The following is a 21,954-nucleotide window of genomic DNA, read 5'->3' on the forward strand; positions in this document are numbered from 1 at the left end:
ATCACTAACCTCCAACCTCTAAATCTCCTTACTTAAACCTATAAAACCCGGTAATTGATCCCCATTGGTGCGAGCGGATCATCTCCTTGGCATCTTTGGTATGGAATACTGCAGCTATATCAAATGCAAAGCGGCTGGTGGTAAAAGCTACGCCAACCTGCTGACTAAATATAAACGGTTTCTTTTCTGAAACAACTTCCAGGCTGTTAGGATCGTCATGTTTGCGGAACAGGCTGCCTTGTATGGTGGCATCGTAACCAACCAAATTGGCTAAAGGTTTATAGTAGAAAAAGATCTCGTGCTTATGCAGTAACTTCTCTTCGCCTCCGGTTGATACTGTGCTTTGTGTGCTGATGGAATTGAACAACTGGTTAAAATTGCCTAAACGTACCATACCGCCGGCTCCGGCACCAGTAAAGCCATTACCCAGGTTGGCATATGAACTAAATGTAAGGTCGATCCACGAGGCGCGGGCAAGCAACTTGTTATATTCGGCCGAAAGGTTGAGTTCCACATCATTTTTGATCTGGTATTGCCAGCCGTTAAGCTGGTAAAAGCCAAATGTGTTATGGATAAGCTTTTGAACCGGCTCACCGCCTGCGGCAGGGCCTACAACTCCTAATTGAGCACCAAGCTTGAGGTTGCTTTCGTTTTTATATAGGAAGTTAAGTGTTGAACCTAAATAAGTATATGCCGCAAAAGGTCTGTCGATATCAAACGGTCCGCGAACATAGCCCGATTGCGGGTTAAACATTTTTTGCCCCAATTCAAATCCTAAAACTTTGTTTTGAAGATCGTTTTCGGTTGGTTTTACTGTTAAAGCTTTTCGGTAATAAAAGAAAATGCCATTGGTGTAATACCTGTCAGATCCCTGGGCAAGGAATGAATCATTATCAGACTGGATACCGAATTCGTGACCGCGGGTTTGTGCAAATAAACAGGTAGCGCTTAACAGGCATACCAGTGTTAAAAATAGTTTATTAGGCATTGGGGTTTAGTATAGTATATGCGTGCTAATATATAAAAAAGCCAATGCAAATAAAGTAGTTATAAAATAACAGGGATTGTAGCTTTTAAATTCCCCTCTTGAGAGGGGGCGCGGCTGGAAAGAGCGGTAGCAGGGGTGTGTTTATACTATTGATTATTGAAGCAAAAACACATCCCTCCACCCCTCTCAAGAGGGGAATCGCACTTTCCCACCCTTTTTCTTGATTTCATACACAAACAAAAAGGATTCACAGCATGCTATGAATCCTTTTTTGTTTGTGTAAACTAACCGATTAATTAACGGCCGCTTTATCGTCTTCTTTAACAGTAAGATCAATGGGCTTTTTAACCTTTTCGTTAAGTAAAGCAAGAGTTATTACATCTCTCATATCGGTAACGTAATGGAAGTTAAGGTCCTTTATATAATCTTCTTTAATTTCCAGGATATCCTTTTGGTTTGATTTGCACAGGATGATTTCTTTGATATTGGCACGTTTGGCTGCCAGGATCTTTTCTTTGATACCGCCTACAGGTAATACACGACCACGGAGTGTGATCTCACCTGTCATAGCCAGGTTAGGTTTTACTTTACGTTGTGTAAAGGCCGAAACTAAGGCTGTGAGCATGGTAACACCTGCCGATGGCCCATCTTTAGGGGTAGCGCCGGCAGGTACGTGTACGTGTACATCCCACTGATCAAATAGCTTGGGGTTAATATCAAAATCGGCAGCATGCGCACGCAAATAGGCGAGGGCAATGGTTACCGACTCTTTCATTACGTCCCCAAGGCTGCCTGTTAGCGTTAAGCGGCCTTTTCCCGGACTTAAGCTGGCTTCAATGAACAGGATGTCGCCGCCTACCGATGTCCAGGCCAGGCCTGTTACAACGCCGGCTACGTCATTGCCTTCATAAAGGTCTTTATCAAAAATAGGAGCACCTAAAATTTTCTCAATATCTTTTTTGCTTACGGCACTGTTGTAAGGCTCTTCCATAGCTATGTTTTTAGCCACGCCGCGTACAACCGAACCTATCTTTTTTTCCAATGAACGCACGCCCGATTCGCGGGTGTAGTCAACTATTACCTTTTCAAGCACATCGGCCTTAAGGCTTACATCCTTTAGTTTTAGGCCGTGAGCCTCGCGCTGTTTAGGCACAAGATGTTGTTTGGCTATTTCAATTTTTTCTTCAATGGTGTAACCGTTTACCTCAATGATCTCCATCCTGTCTAACAAAGCCGGCTGAATGGTGCTCAGAGAGTTAGCGGTTGCGATGAACATTACGTTTGAAAGATCGAAATCCATCTCAACATAGTGGTCATAAAAAGTGCCGTTTTGCTCAGGGTCAAGTACCTCAAGCAAGGCAGATGATGGATCGCCCCTGAAATCGTTACCTACTTTATCTATCTCATCCAAAATAAATACCGGGTTTGAAGCGCCTGCTTTTTTTATAGATTGGATAATGCGGCCTGGCATAGCACCAATATATGTTTTACGGTGACCGCGGATCTCGGCCTCGTCGCGAATGCCGCCCAATGCCATGCGTACATATTTACGCCCCAAAGCTTTGGCTATTGATTTACCCAGCGATGTTTTACCAACTCCCGGAGGGCCAACTAAACAAAGAATAGGAGCCTTCATGTCATGCTTTAATTTAAGCACGGCCAGGTATTCGATAATACGTTGTTTTACCTTATCTAAACCAAAGTGATCTTTATCAAGGATCCTTTGCGCACGCTTAAGGTCGAAGTTATCTTTGGTGAATTCGTTCCATGGCAAATCAAGCAGCAATTCAAGGTAGTTGATCTGTACAGAATAGTCAGCAGCTGCAGGGTTGGTACGGGCCAGTTTTTCAAGTTCTTTGGTGAAGTGGTCTTTAACTTCTTTAGCCCATTTCTTTTTAACGGCACGCTGGCGCAGGCTCTCAATTTCCAGGTCAGGAGTGTTACCTCCCAGTTCTTCCTGTATGGTTTTAAGCTGTTGATTAAGGAAATAATCCCTTTGCTGCTTATCTAAATCGACACGTACTTTGGTCTGGATCTGGTTTTTTAGTTCCAGCATTTGCAGGTCGAGCGTTAAGTGCTCCAGCACCAGGTTTGCGCGTTCGCGCAGATTGGCAATTTCAAGCAGGTGTTGTTTGGCCGTCATATCAGCATTCATATTTGATGATATGAAGTTGATCAGGAACGAAGTGCTCTCGATGTTGCGGATAGCTATACCTGCTTCGCTCGGGATGTTTGGCGAAAGCTGGATAATACTCATGGCCATATCCTTAATGGATGATACCATGGCTTTAAACTCCTTGTCCTCCTTGGCTTTTATTTCATGGAAAGGCTCAACTGTAGCTTTTATATAAGGTTCGCTTTGTACTTCTTCTTTTAAATAAAAACGTTTTTTGCCTTGTATAATAACTGTTGTGTTACCATCGGGCATTTGCAGCATTTTTACAATGAGTGCTATTGTACCAACTTTATTAAGCTGATCAAAGGTAGGGTCTTCAATACCCACATCCTGTTGTGAAACCACCCCAATCATGCGGCTGCCTTTATTAGCATCACGGATTAGTTTTATTGATTTATCCCTTCCAACTGTAATTGGGATCACCACACCAGGAAAAAGTACGGTATTGCGTAAGGGTAAAATAGGCATTACATCGGGAAGCTCCTCATTATTCATCTCCTCCTCATCTTCCGATGACATTAACGGGAAAAATTCTGAATCCTCATTTATAACCGGTAAAGCACTTTTAAAATCAAACGGATCGAAGTTCATTAATTATATTTTATAGAATAAAACGCCATGTTGTCAGCCTGCAAAATAGTATCTACGTCAATTGCAGGTTAAATTGCGATTGTAAATCGCACCTTACTACGGTTCAAGAGCTGTGCCAAGTTGTGCCAATAACCAGTAATAAATAGTACGTTGATTTAACGTGTTGGTTATATGTTTGTTACAAATTTATGGCAAGTATTGTAAATAATTAAGATTTTATTGGTAAAGATGAAAAAAAGTCATAGTATCGCTGTTCACAATTTTATGCACATGTGAAATATTTTTTCACAAAACTGCTATATGGCATAATAATTTGATGCATTGATAGTTAATATAATACCATTTTTGTTTTACCAGTAATCCGTTTAATGAAGTTATCAGTTATCCTGCCCCTTCTGATCATGTCTTCGCTTGAGTCGGCAATAGCGCAAAATGCGTATGTTCGTCTTGGTCAGCAGGCGCTCATGGATGGCGATTTCCGTTCGGCGGTATCGCACCTGGAAAAGGCATGTATAACTGATTCAACCAATGCCAATGCTATGTGGATGCTGGGTTATTCTTATTATCATAGCGATAACTACAAAAAATCGATACTGGCATATACCAAAGTAATTGCTGTAAAGCCTGCCGATGCTACTGCTTATTATTACAGGGCAAGGGCAAAAAGCTATCTTGGAAGGGATAACCAGGCTTCGGCTGCAGATAAGGAGTTATACCTGTTGGGGGCTATTGTCGATCTTACGAAGGCCATTTCTATCAACAGTGATATGAGGGACAATAAATACTACCAAAACAGGGGCATAGCCTACCGCGATTATGGTATGTTTAAGCTGCAAAATACTTCTCATTTTTATGATAAAGCCCGGGGGATCAATTCATTGAAGGCATCTATTGCCGATTTGGAAAAAGTACTTGCCGATAACCCGAGCCGCATGGATATTTCTGCGCTGATCGATCAGTCCAAAGAAAAACTCATACAGGCTACTACTGGTAGCAATACGCTGGTTAAGCAACACTAAAGCTTTTTAAATATCTGTTTTTGTCATTTCCATAGAGCATGAGATGGCCTTTGGGCGGCGCGAAAGAGAAATCTTATACGTGACGCAAAGCAAACTATTCATGACTGACGTATAAGATTTCTCCTCACCCCGACGCGCAATTACCTGCGTTTGTTTGTCGAAATGACATCGTTTTTATTTACGCTATGGGGCTAAAAAATGTAGGTATACGGCGCAGCTATATAATTTGGAGAAGCTGGCGGTTGCATTTTTTCTAACCTAAAAAAACAGTATCTTTTTACCGCTTCGGCAAAGTTCCCTGTACTTTATAATCATTACGGCCCATCAGTTTCACGTGCTGTGTTTTTTGGATCAGGTAAAGCGAATCGGGGAAATAGCTTAGCTTCTCGTTGGTTTCGTACAACAGGTTTTTGGTGTGGTTATAGATCAGGATCCATTCAACTTTATCGCCGGCTTTTTTGATGATAATGCGGCGGGTTTTAAGCTCAGGCGTACGTGCCCTGTATAGGATAGCACTATCGCTGGTGCTAACTGTATAGCTGTTTTTCCATGCCGGGCGGTTAATATCCGATTGGATAAATAAATTAAGTTCCTGGCTCCAGTTGCCTATATGTACAGTTTTAGTTTCGGTAACGCCGTTATGGGTAACCGTTTTGGTTACGGCAGGATTTAGTTTTGCAAGCCGTGCCGAATCCGTTCTGAAAAATGCTTTCAGATCAAAGTAAACCAGTTTTGCACCGCTTTGCCTGTTATCGGGCCGGCACGAAAATAAATTTGCTATTAACAATAAAAAGCCGCCCACAAGGGCGGCTTTGCTTATTTTGTTTGGATTATACCAATACATTACCAGTCATTTCGGGAGGGATGGCAACACCTAATATGCTTAATATGGTTGGCGCCACATCGCCCAGTTTTCCGTCTTTTACCTCTTTAACATCTTTATCAATCACGATACATGGTACCAGGTTGGTGGTGTGTGCTGTGTTTGGTGAGCCATCTTCGTTGACCATATAGTCGGCATTACCATGGTCGGCCAGGATAATGAACGAATAGCCATTGGCTAAACCGGCTTCAACAACGGCTTTTGTGCAACTGTCGGCAGTTTCGGCTGCTTTTACTACGGCACTGAAAACACCGGTATGCCCAACCATATCGGTATTGGCAAAGTTTAGACAAACAAAATCAGGCCAGCCGGTTTCCAGTTCCGGGATAATGGCGTCACGGATACCCGCAGCGCTCATTTCGGGCTGAAGATCGTAAGTAGCCACTTTTGGAGATGGTACTAATAAACGTTTTTCGTTATCAAATTCCTTTTCGCGGCCACCCGAAAAGAAGAAGGTTACGTGAGGGTATTTTTCAGTTTCGGCAATCCTGATCTGCGATTTACCCGCATTTTGCAGGATTTCGCCCAAAGTTTTGGTAAGGTCTTCCTTGTTGAAAACAACCTGGACATTCTTAAACGTTTCATCATATGGGGTCATGGTGATGTAACGGATATCCAGCGGGTGCATGTTATACTCAGGGAATGATTTTTGGGTTAACGCGATACTGATTTCGCGGCCCCTATCCGTACGGAAGTTAAAACAGATTACCACATCGCCATCTTTAATAACGGCTAATGGTTTTCCTTCGCTATCAACGGCAACTATTGGTTTTACAAACTCGTCGGTAACATCCTCAAGATATGAATGCTTGATGAGATCGGTAACGTTTTGAGTTGGCGCACCTACACCGTTTACTAACAGGTCATAAGCCAGTTTAACACGCTCCCAGCGGTTATCACGATCCATAGCATAGTACCTGCCTATTGCCGAAGCTATTTTAGCACCGGTACCGGCAATGTGCTCTTCTAATTCGGTAACAAAACCCAAGCCTGATTTAGGATCGGTATCGCGTCCGTCTAAAAAAGCATGTATATATACATTGTTAACGTCCAGTTGTTTAGCAGCATCGCAAAGACCTTTAACGTGGCGGATATGCGAGTGTACGCCACCATCAGATACTAAACCGATGAAGTGTACATCTTTATTGTTTTGTTTGGCGTATTCAAAGGCATCTTTCAATACCGGGATAGTTGGCAGCTCATTGTCATCAACCGCTTTATGGATGCGGCCAAGTTCCTGGTAAACCACACGACCGGCGCCAAGGTTCATGTGACCAACTTCTGAGTTGCCCATTTGCCCGGCAGGTAAACCTACCGCTGTTCCTGACGCTTCAAGTTTTGAATTTGGATATTGCTTAAGCATGCCATCAACAAAAGGCGTATTGGCAGCAAGTATAGCGTTTGATTGATCGTTGCGGCCGTAACCCCAGCCATCAAGTATTATTAATGCGAGTTTCTTTTTGTTTTCCACATTGCAAATATAAAGGCAAAGGGGTACTTTATATATAATTTTTTAATTTAGGTTAGCAACCCGAAATAAAAGTGCAACTTCGGTGTTAGTATGTAGTACACAATATTTTGAAGCGTCGTTGCATGTTTCATTAAATCTACTAAACAAGTAGTAGTTATTTGTAACTTTAACACCTAATAGCACGTTATTATAGTATGAAATTATTATACCTGTCATCGTTTATTTTTTTGCTGTTGCTTCCGCATGCCTCACCGGCTGATGCGATAGACAACGTGGCTAATCTTTTAAAAGCAGGTAATACCAAAGAACTTTCAAGGCTGTTTGCCAATAATGTGGAGATAACCATCATGGAAGATGAAAATGTTTACTCCCAAACCCAGGCCGCAGTTATTTTAGATAAGTTTTTCGCTAAAAATAAACCTCAGGGTATCAAACTCCTCCATAAAGTAAACTCGGGAGGCAATTACCATTTTGGTGTTTATATTTTAAATACCGATAAAGGTGAATTTCGGGTTGCTATTACTTTAAAAGACGCTGGTAAAGGCACCAATGTTGTTGAGTTAAAAATTGAGGATGAAAAGGTGAAGTGATTTTGCGATGTGCAAATTTCAGATGTGCAGATGATTTTTCGATGTGCAAATTTCAAATGTGCAGATATGCAGATGATTTTTGCTGAAGAAGCATGTTCATTTAACGTAAGAAATTTACTCAATCAACATATTAATTCATCTGCACGTTTGAAATCTGCACATCAAGCGTTATCTGCACATTCGCACATCAAACATCATCTGCACATCTGAAATTTGCAAATCTGCACATCGGTCTAAAAATTGTTGTTACTTTTGACACTTAAAAAGTACACAATTGGATAAGGAACTAATACATCAGTTTATAAATAATGCTTTAAGTGAAGATGTGGGCGATGGCGATCATACTTCACTTTCAACCATCCCTGCCGATGCTACCGGCAAAGCAAAACTTTTAGTTAAGGACGAAGGAATATTGGCCGGTGTTGAGCTGGCTGCCGAAATATTTCATGTGGTTGACCCCAATCTTAAAATGACGGTTTTTATGCAGGATGGCGTACCTGTTAAATATGGCGAGGTAGCTTTTGAGGTTGAAGGCAGTTCGCGCAGTATTTTAACTGCGGAGCGCCTGGTACTGAATTGTATGCAGCGTATGTCGGGAATTGCTACAAAAACCCGGCAGATAGTTGACCTGCTGCAAGGAACCAATACTAAAGTTTTAGATACCCGCAAAACTACTCCAGGTTTGCGTTACCTCGAAAAATGGGCAGTGCGCATAGGCGGCGGCGTAAACCACAGGTTTGGTTTATATGATATGATCCTGATTAAGGATAATCATGTGGATTATGCAGGCGGGATACGACAGGCCATTGAAAATGCCAACCAATACCTTGCCGATAACGGAAAAAAACTGGCCATTGAAATAGAGGTGCGCAACCTTGATGAACTGGAGCAGGTTTTACAAACCGGTAATGTAAACCGCATTTTGATAGATAACTTCAATTTCGACAATCTGCGTCAGGCTGTGGCCATGAACAAAGGCCGTTTTATTACCGAAGCTTCGGGTGGTATCACCATCGACAATATTCGTGAATATGCCGATTGCGGAGTTGATTACATTTCTGTAGGAGCGCTAACACATTCTGTTAAAAGTCTCGATCTGAGTCTTAAAGCCGTAAAATAGGGTAATTAAACATCAAGTAACATATTGTTAAACAAAGTTTAGTGGTAAAAGCGCTGAGATTAAAACGCTTTTACCGCTTCAATTTTGTAATATTGCAGGAGAATGATAACCGTTTACTCTGTTACAGCGCTTATAATGGCTTATCTGTGCGGCTCAATACCTACGGCTGTTTGGATAGGTATGGCTTTTTACAATGTGGATGTACGCGAGTACGGAAGCGGTAATGCAGGTGCTACAAATACTTTTCGTGTGCTTGGTAAAAAAGCAGGCATCCCGGTGATGATGCTTGATATATTTAAAGGCTGGGCAGCTACCAACTTTGCTTATTTTATTGGGGCATCTGCCACTGGCGCCATCAATTCAACCGCATATACTAATTATGAGCTTGCTTTAGGTATAGCAGCGGTTATGGGCCACCTGTTCCCGATTTTTGCGGGTTTTAGGGGGGGCAAAGGGGTTGCAACCTTGTTTGGAATGATTTTGGCTATACATTTTCACGCCGCCTTACTATGTGTAATTGTATTTATAACGGTGTTATTGATTTCAAAATATGTGTCGCTTAGTTCAATTGCAGCTGCCTTTACCTATCCTATAGGCGTTACATTTGTTTTTCCGACATCTATCCGGTCGATAGTAATTTATGGCATGTGCATTTGTGTGCTTGTGCTGGTAACCCACCAAAAAAATATTGAGCGCTTGATAAGGGGCAAAGAATCGAAAGTTAATTTTTTTAAAAAGAAAACAACAACTGCCTGATCTCCATGAAAAAGTTTAAACCTGCATTAGTCCTGATAGCCGTCATGGCTATCTTTTCATGTTCAACTGTGCCGCTAACCGGCCGTAAACAATTAAACCTTGTTGGCGATGCCGAAGTAAACCAATCGGCAGCGGCAAGCTACAAGCAACTGCTTACAGATCCTAAAACAAAGGTTATTGCTACGGGAACCGACGCTCAACGAGTTAAAACCATTGGTAACAGGCTGGCATCGGCCATCGAAAAATATCTTAAAGATAACGGTTATGGCGATCAGTACAGCTTTAATTGGGAATTTAACCTGATCCAGAGCAGCGAAGTTAACGCCTGGTGTATGCCCGGCGGTAAAGTGGCTGTTTACAGCGGTTTATTACCCGTAGCTAATACCGATGCTTATCTTGCTGTAGTTATGGGCCACGAAATTGGTCATGCCATTGCCCGTCACTCAGCCGAGCGGATCTCGCAGGAAATGATTGTACAAGGCGGCGGACAATTGGTAGGTGCGGCAACAAGTCAGCAATCACAGGCAACGCAAACTGCCATAAGCACATTATATGGCGTAGGCAGCCAATTGAAATTACTGGCCTATTCACGTAACCAGGAATCAGAAGCTGATCGTTTGGGCTTAACTTTTATGGCTATGGCCGGCTATGACCCACATAATGCCATTGCTTTTTGGCAGCGTATGGCCGCACAAAATAAAGGCGGAGCCCCGCCTGAGCTTTTAAGCACTCACCCTGCCGATGCTACCCGTATTGCCAATATCCAAAACCTCATACCCGAGGCCATGAAATATTATAAAAAATAATCATCATTAAATGAATCCCGCCGATAAACAAGGCGGGATTTTTCTTTTTATGGCTAAAAGTGAATTTTTAAAAGCGCAGTGGAAGAACCTCGTAATGCTCAATTACGAAGTTGAAGCCGCAATACTAAAACCTTACATCCCGGTAGGTACAGTACTCGATTTATGGGAAGGAAAGGCCCTGGTTAGTATGGTTGGTTTTATGTTTTTGGATACGCAGGTAATGGGCATCAAATGGCCATGGCATGTGAATTTTGAAGAGGTGAACCTTCGGTTTTATGTTAGATACTACAATGGGACTGAATGGAAACGCGGTGCGGTTTTTATAAGTGAGATAGTACCTAAAGGCATGATAGTGCTTATTGCGAACAATCTTTATAAAGAACATTACCGCGCATTGCCTATGCGTAGTTCCATTACGGGGTCTGCAGATAACCATACCCAGTTTTTATATGAGTGGAAACTAAACGGCCGCTGGAACAAGCTTGGCGCTACTGCAAGTAATGAATTAGTCGACATTAAGGCGGGTAGCCCCGAAGAGTTTATTTTAGAACACTACTGGGGCTACAACGGTTTAAGCGCCACCAAAACTATGGAATACCAGGTTGAGCATATCTCATGGCAAACCGGGCTGGTACGCGAGTATGTTTTTGATGCCGATGTTGCCGCCTTGTACGGCGAAGCACTTAAACCGTTTCTGGAAAAAGAACCCGTTTCAGCTTTTTACGCGCTTGGGTCGGATATTACAGTGCGGATGGGGGAGAAGATAGTGGTGGGCGAATGATAAGTTTATTTGTGGCTTGCGATGCGAAAGGTTTTTGAACGCTGAATAAATTAGCATTGATAAAGGTGAATTCTTGAACATGCTTATCTGCCCCAGAGGGGCAAAAGGTTTGTAGCTATTCGATCTTTTCTATTTTGGAGCCCCAGAGGGGCTCAACATAAATCAGCAGATCTATTGAGGCAATTTGAAAATATATTGCTCATCAAATTCGATATTAAAGTCATTTAACATTTTTCTGTATTCATCTAAAAATGTTGTTTTTTGATGATGCTCTTGTTGATTTGCTATATAATTTACCACTTTATCAACTTGTGATTTGCTATGACTAAAAGCCCCGTATCCATCCTGCCATAAGAATTTTTCATTCGCTAACTTTTGCCTATTGATCCATTCGGATGAATCACTTTTTACAAATCTTACAATTTCAGAAATAGATTGATTGGGATTCAGACCTATAAATAAATGCAGATGATCGGGCATGTTGTTAATGGCTATTAATTTGTGCCCTTGGTTTTGAATAATTGAAGTTATATACATTCTTAATCGTTCAGCCCAATTGTTCTCAATTAATGCCATGCGATATTTTACAGCAAAAACAATGTGGATATATAGCTGAGAATACGTGTTATTACTTGCCACTTGTGATCAGGTTTGTTAAGTTGAGCACCTCTGGTGCTCTAACCAAATTTACATTATTTTTCTACAAACCTTTTGCCCCTCTGGGGCAGCTTGCCCTTAATCACATTAAATTAACTGTCCTTAAGCTCATCTCAATTAATACCTGTGATCCTAATGTTTATTTGCCAATTGAATTGTTTTGGCTTTTAACCGTTGTGCTTCATTGGCCAAATTTGCCACACTTTTAATATCAGGCAGATTTTTATATTGATAGGTTTCGATAATAGGAAGGGTGGTAACGATTTTTAAAACGGTATGATAATCCTCGATCTTTATTTTATTACTATCTATATGTGCCATCAAAGTTGAAAATCTTTTGATGGTATCAAGGTATTTATGCTTACTCTCATTAATTAACGCACGTAAACGATCCCTTAAAACAGTGTCCTGCACATTATTTAATGCGTCGTTGGTTGATCTATAGTAGGCGTTGGATTTATTGTCATAAACTTGAAAGCTCTTCAGGCTATCAGGTAATCCATCGTAAAAATGCTTCATTAAGTTTTCCAGATTTTGCAGCTCGGGCTGCTTTCCTACCTGATCGGCATAAATATCTTGTAATAGATTATCTCCTCTCGATTTTTTTATACTGTAGTCATCGATATCATCCTGTAAAGGCTTCGGAACCGCTGTTTGCTGATCTGCTTTTTTTGAAGAAATGTGATTACATGATACTAATATCAAGAGCAGCGCAATAAGCGATAGGGTAACGGTTTTCATAATTAAATATACTGTTCTGTTATTACAAAATGCTACACCTCTGATAAAACTATCTTGTCCTATCACCATCCCGTCAAAAAAAATAATCACTTCATTAATAATCACCCTGTTTGCTATTTTTGCAACCCATATAATTTTATTGATACATGGCAAATTACAGCAACCGCATTGCACATTTAAAAAACGAGATTCAGCCTTTACGCGACCAGCTTATAAATCATGAGCTTTATAAAAATATTACCTCGCTTGAAGAGCTTACCGTTTTTATGGAGCACCATGTGTTTGCTGTGTGGGACTTTATGTCGTTGCTGAAAGCTTTGCAGCAAAAGCTTACCTGCACTGTTACGCCATGGATGCCTACAGGCAATGCTAATACCCGTTACCTGATTAATGAAATTGTTGCCGGCGAGGAAAGCGATATCGACGAGCAAGGTAACCGCGCAAGCCATTTCGAACTTTACCTGCGTGCTATGCAGCAAGCCGGTAGTACAGCCGAAGGTATCAATAACCTGTTTAATGAATTAAATTTCGGCAAGCATATCGATGAGGCGCTGATCATAGCCAATATTCCGGTTGCGGCCCGCAACTTTGTGCAGCATACTTTTGATGTTATAGATACCAATAAAGATTATCTGCAGGCAGCGGTATTCACCTTTGGTCGTGAAGATTTGATCCCGGATATGTTTGTAAGCATCGTTAAAGAGCTAAGCCGGCAATTGCCTGGTAAAGTTGATATCCTGCTATATTACCTTGAGCGCCATATTGAAGTAGATGGGGATCATCATTCGCAACTCGCCTATCAAATGACCGCTGAACTTTGTGGAGAGGATGACAGCAAATGGGCTGAGGCTACTACGGCTGTTAACGAAGCTTTACAGGCACGTATTGCGCTTTGGGACGGGATTTTGGAGGCGATTAAAGTACAGGAATCTGTGGCTTAATTCTGTTTCCTTTTGTCATCCTGAACGATAGTGAAGGATCTTCTGAGATATACAAAGCCGATGTGCATATCGAAGAAGATGCTTCGTTCCTCAGCATGACAAGTTAAAAATGGGTGTCCTGCTGAGCTCGTCGAAGCATGGCGGGTAGGCCTCTGCGCGCGTCCTTCGACAGGCTCAGGATGACGGGCCGTCTCCACCTAATGTTTAAAGTCGTTGGATTTAATCGCCCAATATGATCAAACGCTGATAGCCCCTACAATTTATTCAACTCATCCATCAGCACCTTGCTGTACTGATTAAAATAGCGCCTTACGCCAAAACCCATCACCGTTTGTATGCCACGGGTAGCGTTGGTTAAAAACACTTCATCGGCTTCGTATAAGATGTCGGGATTGATCTGGGCTTCGGTAATCTCAATATTATTTTCCTTTGCCAGTTTAATCACCACATTTCGCATTACGCCTTCAACGCAGCCTTCGCTTAGTGCCGGAGTATATAAATGGTTTTGGTAGTTAATGAAAATGTTGGAGCTGCTGGCCTCACACAGATTGCCGTTTTGGTTCAGCAAAAAAACATCATCCAGCTTATTCTGCGTTTTATACAGACTCGCCATTACGTAAATAAGCGAATTACAGGTTTTAATGTTCGACAGGTAATTGGAGGGTTTGGGCAGTTCCGTAAACACATCCATGATCAGGCCTTTCTCGTTCAAAAAATACCGGGGCTCTTCTGATGGGGTTAACTCCAGACAATAGCCCATTTTGTTTTGAGTGGGGGTATATAAGCCCTCTGCGTCACGGTAAACCGTCAGGCGCAACCTGCCGTGTTTTACTTTATTTCTGCGGGCAAGCTCATTAACAATATCGTTTAAAAACCAGGTATCCATTTGCGAATAGCCATCAATTTTGAGGGCCTTCATGCCACGTTGAAGCCGGTCGGCATGCAGTTCGGCAAATTTTAGTTTCCCCTTCATTAACCGCATGCTTTCAAACAGGCCGTCGCCATATTTAAAGCCCCTGTTGCCAATGGAAAGCAATGGGGTGTTTTGAGGGAGATATTCGCCGTTAAAATTGATGAATACGGGCATCATGGACAGGTAGATATTATAATTTGATCGTGCTTAAATTGGTTACCGGGTATTTTTTCTCTGCTTTATCTAACGTCTGTTACTTCGTATCTGTATCGCTGTATTTTCGCCATTTTGCAAGTACTGCTTCAAAATCAGGCGGTAATGGCGATTCAAAATGCACCTGTTTTTTTAACGTAGGATGTAAAAAGCCCAGCGTTTGTGCATGCAGGGCCTGCCTTGGCATCAGCTCAAAACAGTTTTCAACAAATTGCTTGTACTTGCTGAACATGGTTCCTTTTAAAATTTTATCACCGCCGTAAGTAGCGTCGCTAAACAGGGGATGACCAATATGCTTCATGTGTGCCCTAATCTGGTGGGTTCTGCCTGTTTCCAGCTGGCACTCAATAAGGGTTACATAACCCATTCGCTCCAATACCTTATAATGCGTTACCGACCATTTCCCTTTTTCAGGGTCGTCATATATCGACATTACTCTTCTGTCGGCCACGCTACGGCCAATATAGCCTGTTACCGTACCGTCTTCGGGCAAATCGCCCCAGGCAAGCGCAATATATTTGCGGGTGATGGTATGATCAAAAAACTGCTTGGCCAGCCAGTTCATGGCGCGCTCATTTTTGCTGATGAGCAATAAGCCTGAAGTGTCTTTGTCAATACGGTGCACAAGTCCCGGCCGGCCATCGTTACCCGGCAGGGTTGGCAATTGCTGAAAATGATATACAAGCGCATTTACCAGCGTACCCGTGTAATTGTTATAGCCGGGGTGTACCACCATTCCCGCTTCCTTATCAACAACAAGCACATCATCATCTTCATAAACAATATTAATGGGGATGTTTTCGGGATAAACTTCAGTATCGCGCGGAGGGTGGGGCAGTACTACCGAAATCACATCGAGCGGTTTTACCTTATAGCTCGATTTGATGGTTTTATCGTTCACCAGCACGTTCCCTAACTCAATGGCATTTTGAATGCGGTTGCGCGAAGCGTTTTCCACGCGGTGCATCAAAAATTTATCAATCCGCAAAAGCGACTGGCCCTTGTCAACCACTACGCGTAAGTGCTCGTACAAGTCCTGTTCTTCCTGCTCTATAAGTTCGGGTTCGTGTGCCATTTGAGGCGCAAAAGTAATCGTTTTTTGTGGTAGGTTAAACGTAATATTGCAATAGCATTAACGCCAGATTATTTTATGAACATTGATCTTGAAATTTTTAGCCCGGTACAGCAAATCAATAGCCCATTGTTTGACAGCCACGGCGTAAAAGTTTTTATCAAGCGCGATGATCTCATTCATCCTATGATATCGGGCAATAAATGGCGTAAGCTTAAATATGTGCTTAAAAAAGCTCAAACTGAAGATAAAACACATCTTGTAACCTTTGGGGGCGCTTACTCAAACCACCTGATGGCTACAGCTGCTGCTGCTGCGAAGTTTGGCTATAAATCAACCGGGATTGTTCGTGGTGAGGAGGTTGATAATGATACCCTATTTTTATGCCGTCTGCATGGTATGAAATTGCAGTTTACTGATCGTGACAGTTATCGTGATAAACCGGCCTTGTTCAATCAATATTTCGGCAATGATGAGCAGGCTTTTTTTATTGACGAAGGTGGTGCATCTGCCGAAGGGGCCAAAGGCTGCAGCGAACTGGTTAATGAACTCACCGAAACCTACGACCATTTTTTTTGCGCCTGCGGCACCGGCACAACAGCTGCAGGTATCATTAACGGATTAAATGATCATCAGCTTAAAACAAAATTCAATGCAGTGCCTGTTTTTAAAAACGGCGGGTTTATCAGGGAAGAAATAGACCGTTTTTTAACCGCCCCTGCAAATTATGATATCCATACCGATTATCACTTTGGGGGCTACGGCAAAGCAAATGATGAACTTATTAATTTCATTAAACAGTTTGTACCCGCAACCGGGATATTGATAGAGCCTGTATATACCGGCAAAATGATGTATGCTTTATATGATCTGATAACCAGAGGACATTTCAAACCCGGCAGCCGGATCCTTGCCATTCACAGCGGAGGTATTTGGGGATTATTGGGGATGAAAGAAAAATTTAAATAGCACTAATTACACGAATGTGTTTGGATTTTCTCGAATCAGGTTAATTCGTGTAATTCGTTCTAATGGTTAGGCGTCATACAGATCATTCGTGTTTATTGGGATTTCAAAATAAAAGGTCGAACCTTCTCCATATATACTTTCAACCCAAAGCCTGCCCTGGTGGCGGTTAACTATTTCCTGGCAGATGTACAAGCCTATCCCTAATCCCGACATGTGGGAAGCCAGGTTCTCAACCCGGTAAAACCGCGAAAAAACCCGCTCCTGCTGATCAGGCTGGATTCCGATACCAAAGTCCTGTACCGAAACTCTTAATTTATTGTCGGTTACAACAGCTTCGATGATCACTTTATCTGCCTTTGGTGAGTATTTAACAGCATTTGTTACCAGGTTAATAATAACCTGTTCAATGCGCTGGCTATCAGCATGGACAATTAATTCTCCGGCCGGTAAATTTAAAATAAGTTGATGGGAGGGACCGGTTTGCTGTAAAATTTCTCTTAAATCGTTAAGTAGTTTTATTGCATCAAAACTGGCATAGGTAAAAGGGAGCTTGCCGGTTTGTATTTTAGTAACATCAAGCAAATCTGATATCAAAGTAGTTAATTTACCTACTTGCTCCAGTGCGCGGTTGGCAAGCACTTTGTTTTTATCATCGGGAGATAAATTGCGCGCTATGATTTGCAGGTATCCTTTTAGGCTGGTAACTGGTGTTTTTAGCTCGTGGCTTGCAAGGCCTATAAACTCGTCCTTTTTTTCATTAAGCTGTTTAATGTCCTCGTACAATTTGGCATTGTCAAGCGCTACAGCTGCCTGGGCGGCAACAGCCAAAACAAGCTGTTCGTGTTCGTTGGTAAACCTGCCTGGTTGCTCGTGTCCAAAAAACAAACCGCCAATCACCTCGCCCGATTTGGCCCTCACCGGAACCGCCAGGTAACTTACTACTGGCAAGTGTCCTTTTGGCTTACCAAAATGAGGCGCATTTTTTCCGTAACGTGGGTCTTTGGTAATATCATCAACCCTTACTGTGCCTTCACCACTAAAAGTAGGATGAAAGACTTCTGTGTTGCGGGGCATCCCAAATTTTTCAAAAGCTTCACGCGGTGCACCCGAAAGGGTGAATAGCATGTATGATTCGCCCTGCTCGTTAACCTGGTTATGGAAAAAAGCGCCAAATTGGGCCCCGCACAATTGGGTAGTGGAGTCGGTAACTTTTTGAAGGATACCCTGGATATCCAGTTCGGCCGAAATGACCTTGCCTATCGAATTTAAGATCTCCAATCTTTCGGCATATTGCTGCAGCTTTTCTTCTGATTTTTTTTGCCTGCCTATATCCCGTATTATTTTTGATGCCCCAATCACCTTATCAGCTTTGTTCCTTATAGGAGATATGGTGAGCGAAATTTGTATTTCCTCGCCGCTTTTTGTTTTACGTATAGTTTCAAAATGTTCTATCCGCTCGTTGGCCCGTATTTTACTAATGATCAGTTCTTCTTCATCATAGCGGTCTTCAGGGATCAAAATGGTGATATGTTTGCCTATAATTTCATCTTCGGTATAACCAAATAAACGTTGGGCTGCCTGGTTCCAACTGGTAATGATGCCATTAAGATTTTTACTTACAATGGCATCCTCCGATGATTCAATGATGGATGCCAGCATGCCTTGTTTTGATTCGGCATTTTTTTGTTCGGTGATATCTATCAGCGTGTTGGCGGCGCCGGTAAGCTCGCCATGTTCATTAAAGCGGGGTTTAGGATTAGATAATATATAGCTTATGCTTCCGTCGGGCCGTTTAATAAGTATTTCCTGCTGTTTTACAGGCTTGCCGTATTTTAATACCCTGCCGGTTGGTGTTTCGTCGGATGCTAATGGTACACCATCGGCGTTAAACATCGCCCAGTTTACATACCACTTATCTTTATTGGCTTCCGGCGTTTTTCCCCAAAGTTTTACCGCCGCCTTATTATATGAAGTTATATAACCTTCTTTATTACAGGTGTAAACGGCAACTGGCAAATCTTCAAGCAAATCCCAGCCTGTAAGCTCACTGAAGTTTGTTGGTGGGGCTAAGACTGGCTTATTGGCAGATAATGGTTTTTCTCCCATAGTTATTAACACACCCTTTGGTTGTATTCGCTACTAATTTAATATTAAAATATCCATCCATCGTTAAATTAATTAAAAAGAAAAATTTATTAAGAAAGATCATAGCAATTTAGGCTCATCGTTTGTAGCGATTTAAATTTTATTGGGAGGTAAAAGCAATTTTTACACATTATTTTTTGCAAACGTTACAACTAAAAATGGTGTACCGGTTTTGAGTTTGGTACAAAAAGTAACTTTAAACAATTTAAAGTTACTTTTTGGTTAATCGGTTCAAAAACCGCTTAAATTTTGATTTTAAGCGGTTTTTGTTAAATTTGTAGTAAACCCAATTGATATGTATAACCTACTTGTTTCTCCGCAGGATGTCCAGGCATCGCTTCAAAAGCATGTACTGGCCGATGGCTTTGACCTCACTTTTGATATGGAAAAAAGTAAGGGTGTTTACATTTATGACGCAAAATATAATCGTACACTGCTCGACTTTTTTACCTGCTTTGCTTCTGTGCCTTTGGGCTACAATCATCCCAAAATGCTGAATGACGAAGAATTTAAGAAAAACCTCATGCTTGCGGCCTTAACTAACCCGTCAAATTCAGACATCTACACTACGCAATACGCTCAATTTGTTGAAACGTTTGACAGGATAGGGATCCCGGAATACCTGCCGCACGCTTTTTTTATTGCGGGCGGCGCGCTGGCTATAGAAAATGCGCTGAAAGTAGCTATGGACTGGAAAGTACAAAAGAACTTTGCCAGAGGCTATACCAAAGAAAAAGGTTTTAAAGTATTGCATTTTGAGCATGCTTTTCATGGCCGTTCGGGTTATACCCTGAGCCTTACCAATACGTTGCCCAATAAAACCAAATGGTTTGCAAAGTTTGACTGGCCACGGGTATCCGTACCTTATATGAACTTCCCTTACAGTGATGCTAACCACGAAGATTTGTTAAGAAGGGAACAACTATCGGTAGCACAGATCAGGCAGGCATTTGAAGATAATAAGGATGATATATGTGCCATAATAATTGAGCCGGTACAATCAGAAGGTGGTGATAATCATGTACGTAAAGAGTTTTTGGAGACACTGCGCGAACTTGCCGATGAGTATGAAGCATTGCTGATATATGACGAAGTGCAAACCGGAGTGGGCTTAACTGGCAAATTCTGGTGCCATGAACACTTTGGCGAAAAAGCCCGCCCGGATATCCTGGCTTTTGGCAAAAAGATGCAGGTTTGCGGGATATTAGCCGGCAGGCGCATTGATGAAGTGGAAGATAATGTATTTAAAGTATCATCCCGGATAAACTCAACCTGGGGCGGCAGTTTGGTTGATATGGTGCGCTCGTCAAAAATAATGGAGATCATTGAGGAGGACAGCCTTTGTGATAATGCTGCGGTAATGGGAGAATACCTGCAAAACGGCTTAAGTGAAATTGCCGAAAGGCACCCGATTGTAAGTAATGTAAGAGGAAAGGGGCTGCTTACAGCTTTTGATTTCCCCGACAAAGCGATAAGAGATAGTTTTATTAAAAAAGGTTTTGATAATAATATTATGTACCTTGGCTGCGGCGAAAGGAGCGTACGTTTCCGCCCGGCGCTGATCATTGAAAAAAGCCACATTGATATAGGCCTTGACATGCTGGAACAGCTTTCGGCCACCTTATAACACAATAAATAAAGGAAAATCAATCTCCGGCTACAGCTAAATCCGCTCATGAAACGGATGAAATTAACTAATATTTAATAAGGTAAAAACGACATCTATTATTTGTAAAAAGCAAAAGATATTAAAATACGCTACTTTTTTTCCAAAATACGCTATATTTTTTGTTATTATTCCAATTAGATTTGTTGCAACCCTATTAAAGTGACGTAGTTCTATTTCAAGCACCATGAGCAAACACATAGAGAAATTAAAGAAACAACTGGTTGAAGTAGCCGAGGTTGTAAACTCATTCAAGTCTGAGGCTGTGCAGGTTCGGATAATCGACCGTTTACTGGAAGTTATGATCGAATCGGAGAAAGTAGATGCCGAAGGTGTTGAAATGTTTGGTAAAAAAGCAAGGAAATTACGTATTGAGGATGAAGGCGGAGCCGTTTCCGGACGGAAAAAACCAGGTGCCACAAAAATACTTAATCAGCTGTTAAATACTGATTTTTTTGATAGCCAGCGGTCTATTTCGTCAATTGCTAACTATTGTAAAGAACAGTACGATTCTGATTTTAAAACCTCTGAACTATCGGGTATTCTCTTGAAATTAGCTAATGAAAATAAGCTTAGAAGAGAAAGAAGTAATGAAAATAATCGCTTTGAATATATCAGGGCCTAAGCATCACAATATTCTTATTAATAAAAAAGGAGCCTGATATCAGGCTCCTTTTTTATTAAGTTAAATTAATTATGTGTAATTATAGTTATATTATATTATTTAAGGTTAAATAAATTATCTACCCCTAAAATTTTTCGGCTGGTAAATCCTTCTGCATATTTTGCCTGGATGCTTTTGCCATACTCGCGTGCGCGGCCTGTAACTATTTCAATAAAATCGGGCGTTGAAATATAGGTTTGTGGTTCACCTTCCCAGCTTGGGTTATAAAATTGTGAGCCATATGCATAAATGCTTTCGATTTTTTTATCCCAATGCTCGGTAACATCAATTAATATATCAGGGGTTATATAATTATCCTGTATAAAATGCAATACCATATCTGGTCGCCAGGCTTCCTGTGGCAGGCCATCAGCATCAAATGTTTCTATTTTGCGAAGGCCTGCTAAAAATGCCGCAGCTTCTACAAGCTCGTTGGCGCGGCCATGATCGGGGTGACGGTCATGGTAGGCATTGGTTATCACTATTGAAGGGCGAAATTTGCGGATAGCTTCAATCACCTTTACCTGGTGCTCACGGGTGTTTTCAAAAAAGGCGTCGGGCAGGCCAAGGTTTTCACGTGTAGCTAAACCTAATATTTCGGCAGCGGCAGCGGCTTCCTGTTTGCGGATCTCTGCAGAGCCACGGGTGCCCAGCTCGCCGCGGGTGAGGTCAACAATACCAACTTTATAGCCAAGGGCAATATGTTTTAAAATTGTACCCGAACAACCTAATTCAGCATCATCAGGGTGTACGGATAAAACTAATATATCTAATTTAAGCATGCGCAAAAGT

The 21,954-nt window shown here is 41.8% G+C and carries 20 protein-coding genes; 10 read left to right on the forward strand and 10 right to left on the reverse strand.

Annotated elements, in window-relative coordinates:
• Positions 1 to 28: 28 nt before the first annotated feature.
• Entirely contained in the window at positions 29 to 988 is a 960-nt protein-coding gene (locus tag BMX50_RS33075; RefSeq protein WP_091222067.1) for a lipid A deacylase LpxR family protein, read from the reverse strand.
• A gap of 292 nt (positions 989 to 1,280) precedes the next feature.
• The gene (gene lon, locus BMX50_RS33080; RefSeq protein ID WP_091222072.1) at positions 1,281 to 3,755 is read right to left on the reverse strand and encodes an endopeptidase La; all 2,475 of its coding nucleotides are present in this window, start codon (positions 3,753 to 3,755) and stop codon (positions 1,281 to 1,283) included.
• Positions 3,756 to 4,123: 368 nt separating this feature from the next.
• On the opposite strand from lon, the gene BMX50_RS33085 reads away from it, so the two are divergent.
• Positions 4,124 to 4,774 (forward strand): tetratricopeptide repeat protein, encoded by a 651-nt coding sequence (locus BMX50_RS33085; protein WP_091222075.1) that lies wholly within the window; start codon positions 4,124 to 4,126, stop codon positions 4,772 to 4,774.
• A gap of 277 nt (positions 4,775 to 5,051) precedes the next feature.
• Here BMX50_RS33085 and BMX50_RS33090 read toward each other — a convergent pair whose 3' ends face one another.
• Both BMX50_RS33090 and gpmI read right to left on the reverse strand, forming a co-directional pair.
• Complete coding sequence (locus BMX50_RS33090; RefSeq protein WP_091222079.1) at positions 5,052 to 5,618, reverse strand: hypothetical protein; 567 nt, start codon at positions 5,616 to 5,618, stop codon at positions 5,052 to 5,054.
• Complete coding sequence (gene gpmI / locus BMX50_RS33095; protein WP_091222083.1) at positions 5,605 to 7,128, reverse strand: 2,3-bisphosphoglycerate-independent phosphoglycerate mutase; 1,524 nt, start codon at positions 7,126 to 7,128, stop codon at positions 5,605 to 5,607. The genes BMX50_RS33090 and gpmI overlap by 14 nt, the downstream gene beginning before the upstream one ends.
• A 194-nt stretch (positions 7,129 to 7,322) precedes the next feature.
• On the opposite strand from gpmI, the gene BMX50_RS33100 reads away from it, so the two are divergent.
• From BMX50_RS33100 to BMX50_RS33120, 5 genes are all read left to right on the forward strand, one after another.
• Complete coding sequence (locus BMX50_RS33100; RefSeq protein ID WP_091222088.1) at positions 7,323 to 7,718, forward strand: DUF4783 domain-containing protein; 396 nt, start codon at positions 7,323 to 7,325, stop codon at positions 7,716 to 7,718.
• A gap of 274 nt (positions 7,719 to 7,992) precedes the next feature.
• On the forward strand, positions 7,993 to 8,838 hold the full coding sequence (gene nadC / locus BMX50_RS33105) for a carboxylating nicotinate-nucleotide diphosphorylase (protein WP_091222092.1): 846 nt from the start codon (positions 7,993 to 7,995) through the stop codon (positions 8,836 to 8,838).
• Positions 8,839 to 8,940: 102 nt separating this feature from the next.
• Positions 8,941 to 9,594, forward strand: coding sequence for a glycerol-3-phosphate 1-O-acyltransferase PlsY (gene plsY / locus BMX50_RS33110; RefSeq protein ID WP_091222098.1), 654 nt, complete (start codon positions 8,941 to 8,943; stop codon positions 9,592 to 9,594).
• A gap of 5 nt (positions 9,595 to 9,599) precedes the next feature.
• Positions 9,600 to 10,400: a M48 family metallopeptidase gene (locus tag BMX50_RS33115; protein ID WP_208864853.1), complete on the forward strand. Its 801-nt coding sequence runs from the start codon at positions 9,600 to 9,602 to the stop codon at positions 10,398 to 10,400.
• A gap of 10 nt (positions 10,401 to 10,410) precedes the next feature.
• Positions 10,411 to 11,181, forward strand: coding sequence for a YqjF family protein (locus tag BMX50_RS33120; RefSeq protein WP_244281164.1), 771 nt, complete (start codon positions 10,411 to 10,413; stop codon positions 11,179 to 11,181).
• A 171-nt stretch (positions 11,182 to 11,352) separates the two neighbouring features.
• On the opposite strand, the gene tnpA is transcribed toward BMX50_RS33120, so the two are convergent.
• Positions 11,353 to 11,820 carry an IS200/IS605 family transposase gene (tnpA, locus tag BMX50_RS33125; protein WP_091222107.1) on the reverse strand — a complete coding sequence of 156 codons (468 nt, stop codon included), beginning with the start codon at positions 11,818 to 11,820 and terminating at the stop codon, positions 11,353 to 11,355.
• A gap of 150 nt (positions 11,821 to 11,970) precedes the next feature.
• Entirely contained in the window at positions 11,971 to 12,684 is a 714-nt protein-coding gene (locus BMX50_RS33130; protein WP_143065326.1) for a hypothetical protein, read from the reverse strand.
• A 161-nt stretch (positions 12,685 to 12,845) separates the two neighbouring features.
• Between BMX50_RS33130 and BMX50_RS33135 the strand changes: the two genes are divergently transcribed.
• A complete protein-coding gene (locus tag BMX50_RS33135) occupies positions 12,846 to 13,520 on the forward strand; it encodes a DUF3050 domain-containing protein (protein ID WP_394332331.1) in 675 nt (224 codons plus the stop codon).
• A 253-nt stretch (positions 13,521 to 13,773) separates the two neighbouring features.
• On the opposite strand, the gene BMX50_RS33140 is transcribed toward BMX50_RS33135, so the two are convergent.
• Positions 13,774 to 14,610, reverse strand: a complete 837-nt coding sequence (locus BMX50_RS33140) for an aminotransferase class IV (protein WP_091222120.1) — start codon at positions 14,608 to 14,610, stop codon at positions 13,774 to 13,776.
• A gap of 76 nt (positions 14,611 to 14,686) precedes the next feature.
• Complete coding sequence (locus BMX50_RS33145) at positions 14,687 to 15,721, reverse strand: RluA family pseudouridine synthase (RefSeq protein WP_091222125.1); 1,035 nt, start codon at positions 15,719 to 15,721, stop codon at positions 14,687 to 14,689.
• A gap of 75 nt (positions 15,722 to 15,796) precedes the next feature.
• On the opposite strand from BMX50_RS33145, the gene BMX50_RS33150 reads away from it, so the two are divergent.
• Positions 15,797 to 16,687 (forward strand): 1-aminocyclopropane-1-carboxylate deaminase/D-cysteine desulfhydrase, encoded by an 891-nt coding sequence (locus BMX50_RS33150; RefSeq protein ID WP_091222128.1) that lies wholly within the window; start codon positions 15,797 to 15,799, stop codon positions 16,685 to 16,687.
• A 66-nt stretch (positions 16,688 to 16,753) separates the two neighbouring features.
• Here BMX50_RS33150 and BMX50_RS33155 read toward each other — a convergent pair whose 3' ends face one another.
• Positions 16,754 to 18,793, reverse strand: coding sequence for a PAS domain S-box protein (locus BMX50_RS33155; protein ID WP_091222133.1), 2,040 nt, complete (start codon positions 18,791 to 18,793; stop codon positions 16,754 to 16,756).
• A gap of 334 nt (positions 18,794 to 19,127) precedes the next feature.
• Between BMX50_RS33155 and lat the strand changes: the two genes are divergently transcribed.
• On the forward strand, positions 19,128 to 20,459 hold the full coding sequence (lat, locus tag BMX50_RS33160) for an L-lysine 6-transaminase (RefSeq protein WP_091222137.1): 1,332 nt from the start codon (positions 19,128 to 19,130) through the stop codon (positions 20,457 to 20,459).
• Between the two features lie 226 nt (positions 20,460 to 20,685).
• Complete coding sequence (locus tag BMX50_RS33165) at positions 20,686 to 21,123, forward strand: hypothetical protein (RefSeq protein WP_091222140.1); 438 nt, start codon at positions 20,686 to 20,688, stop codon at positions 21,121 to 21,123.
• A 95-nt stretch (positions 21,124 to 21,218) separates the two neighbouring features.
• Here the strand turns inward: BMX50_RS33165 and bshB1 are convergent, their stop codons facing one another.
• Positions 21,219 to 21,944 carry a bacillithiol biosynthesis deacetylase BshB1 gene (gene bshB1, locus BMX50_RS33170; RefSeq protein WP_091222143.1) on the reverse strand — a complete coding sequence of 242 codons (726 nt, stop codon included), beginning with the start codon at positions 21,942 to 21,944 and terminating at the stop codon, positions 21,219 to 21,221.
• Positions 21,945 to 21,954 lie beyond the last annotated feature (10 nt).

It is taken from the genome of Mucilaginibacter gossypiicola (genome assembly GCF_900110105.1).
Taxonomy (GTDB): domain Bacteria; phylum Bacteroidota; class Bacteroidia; order Sphingobacteriales; family Sphingobacteriaceae; genus Mucilaginibacter; species Mucilaginibacter gossypiicola.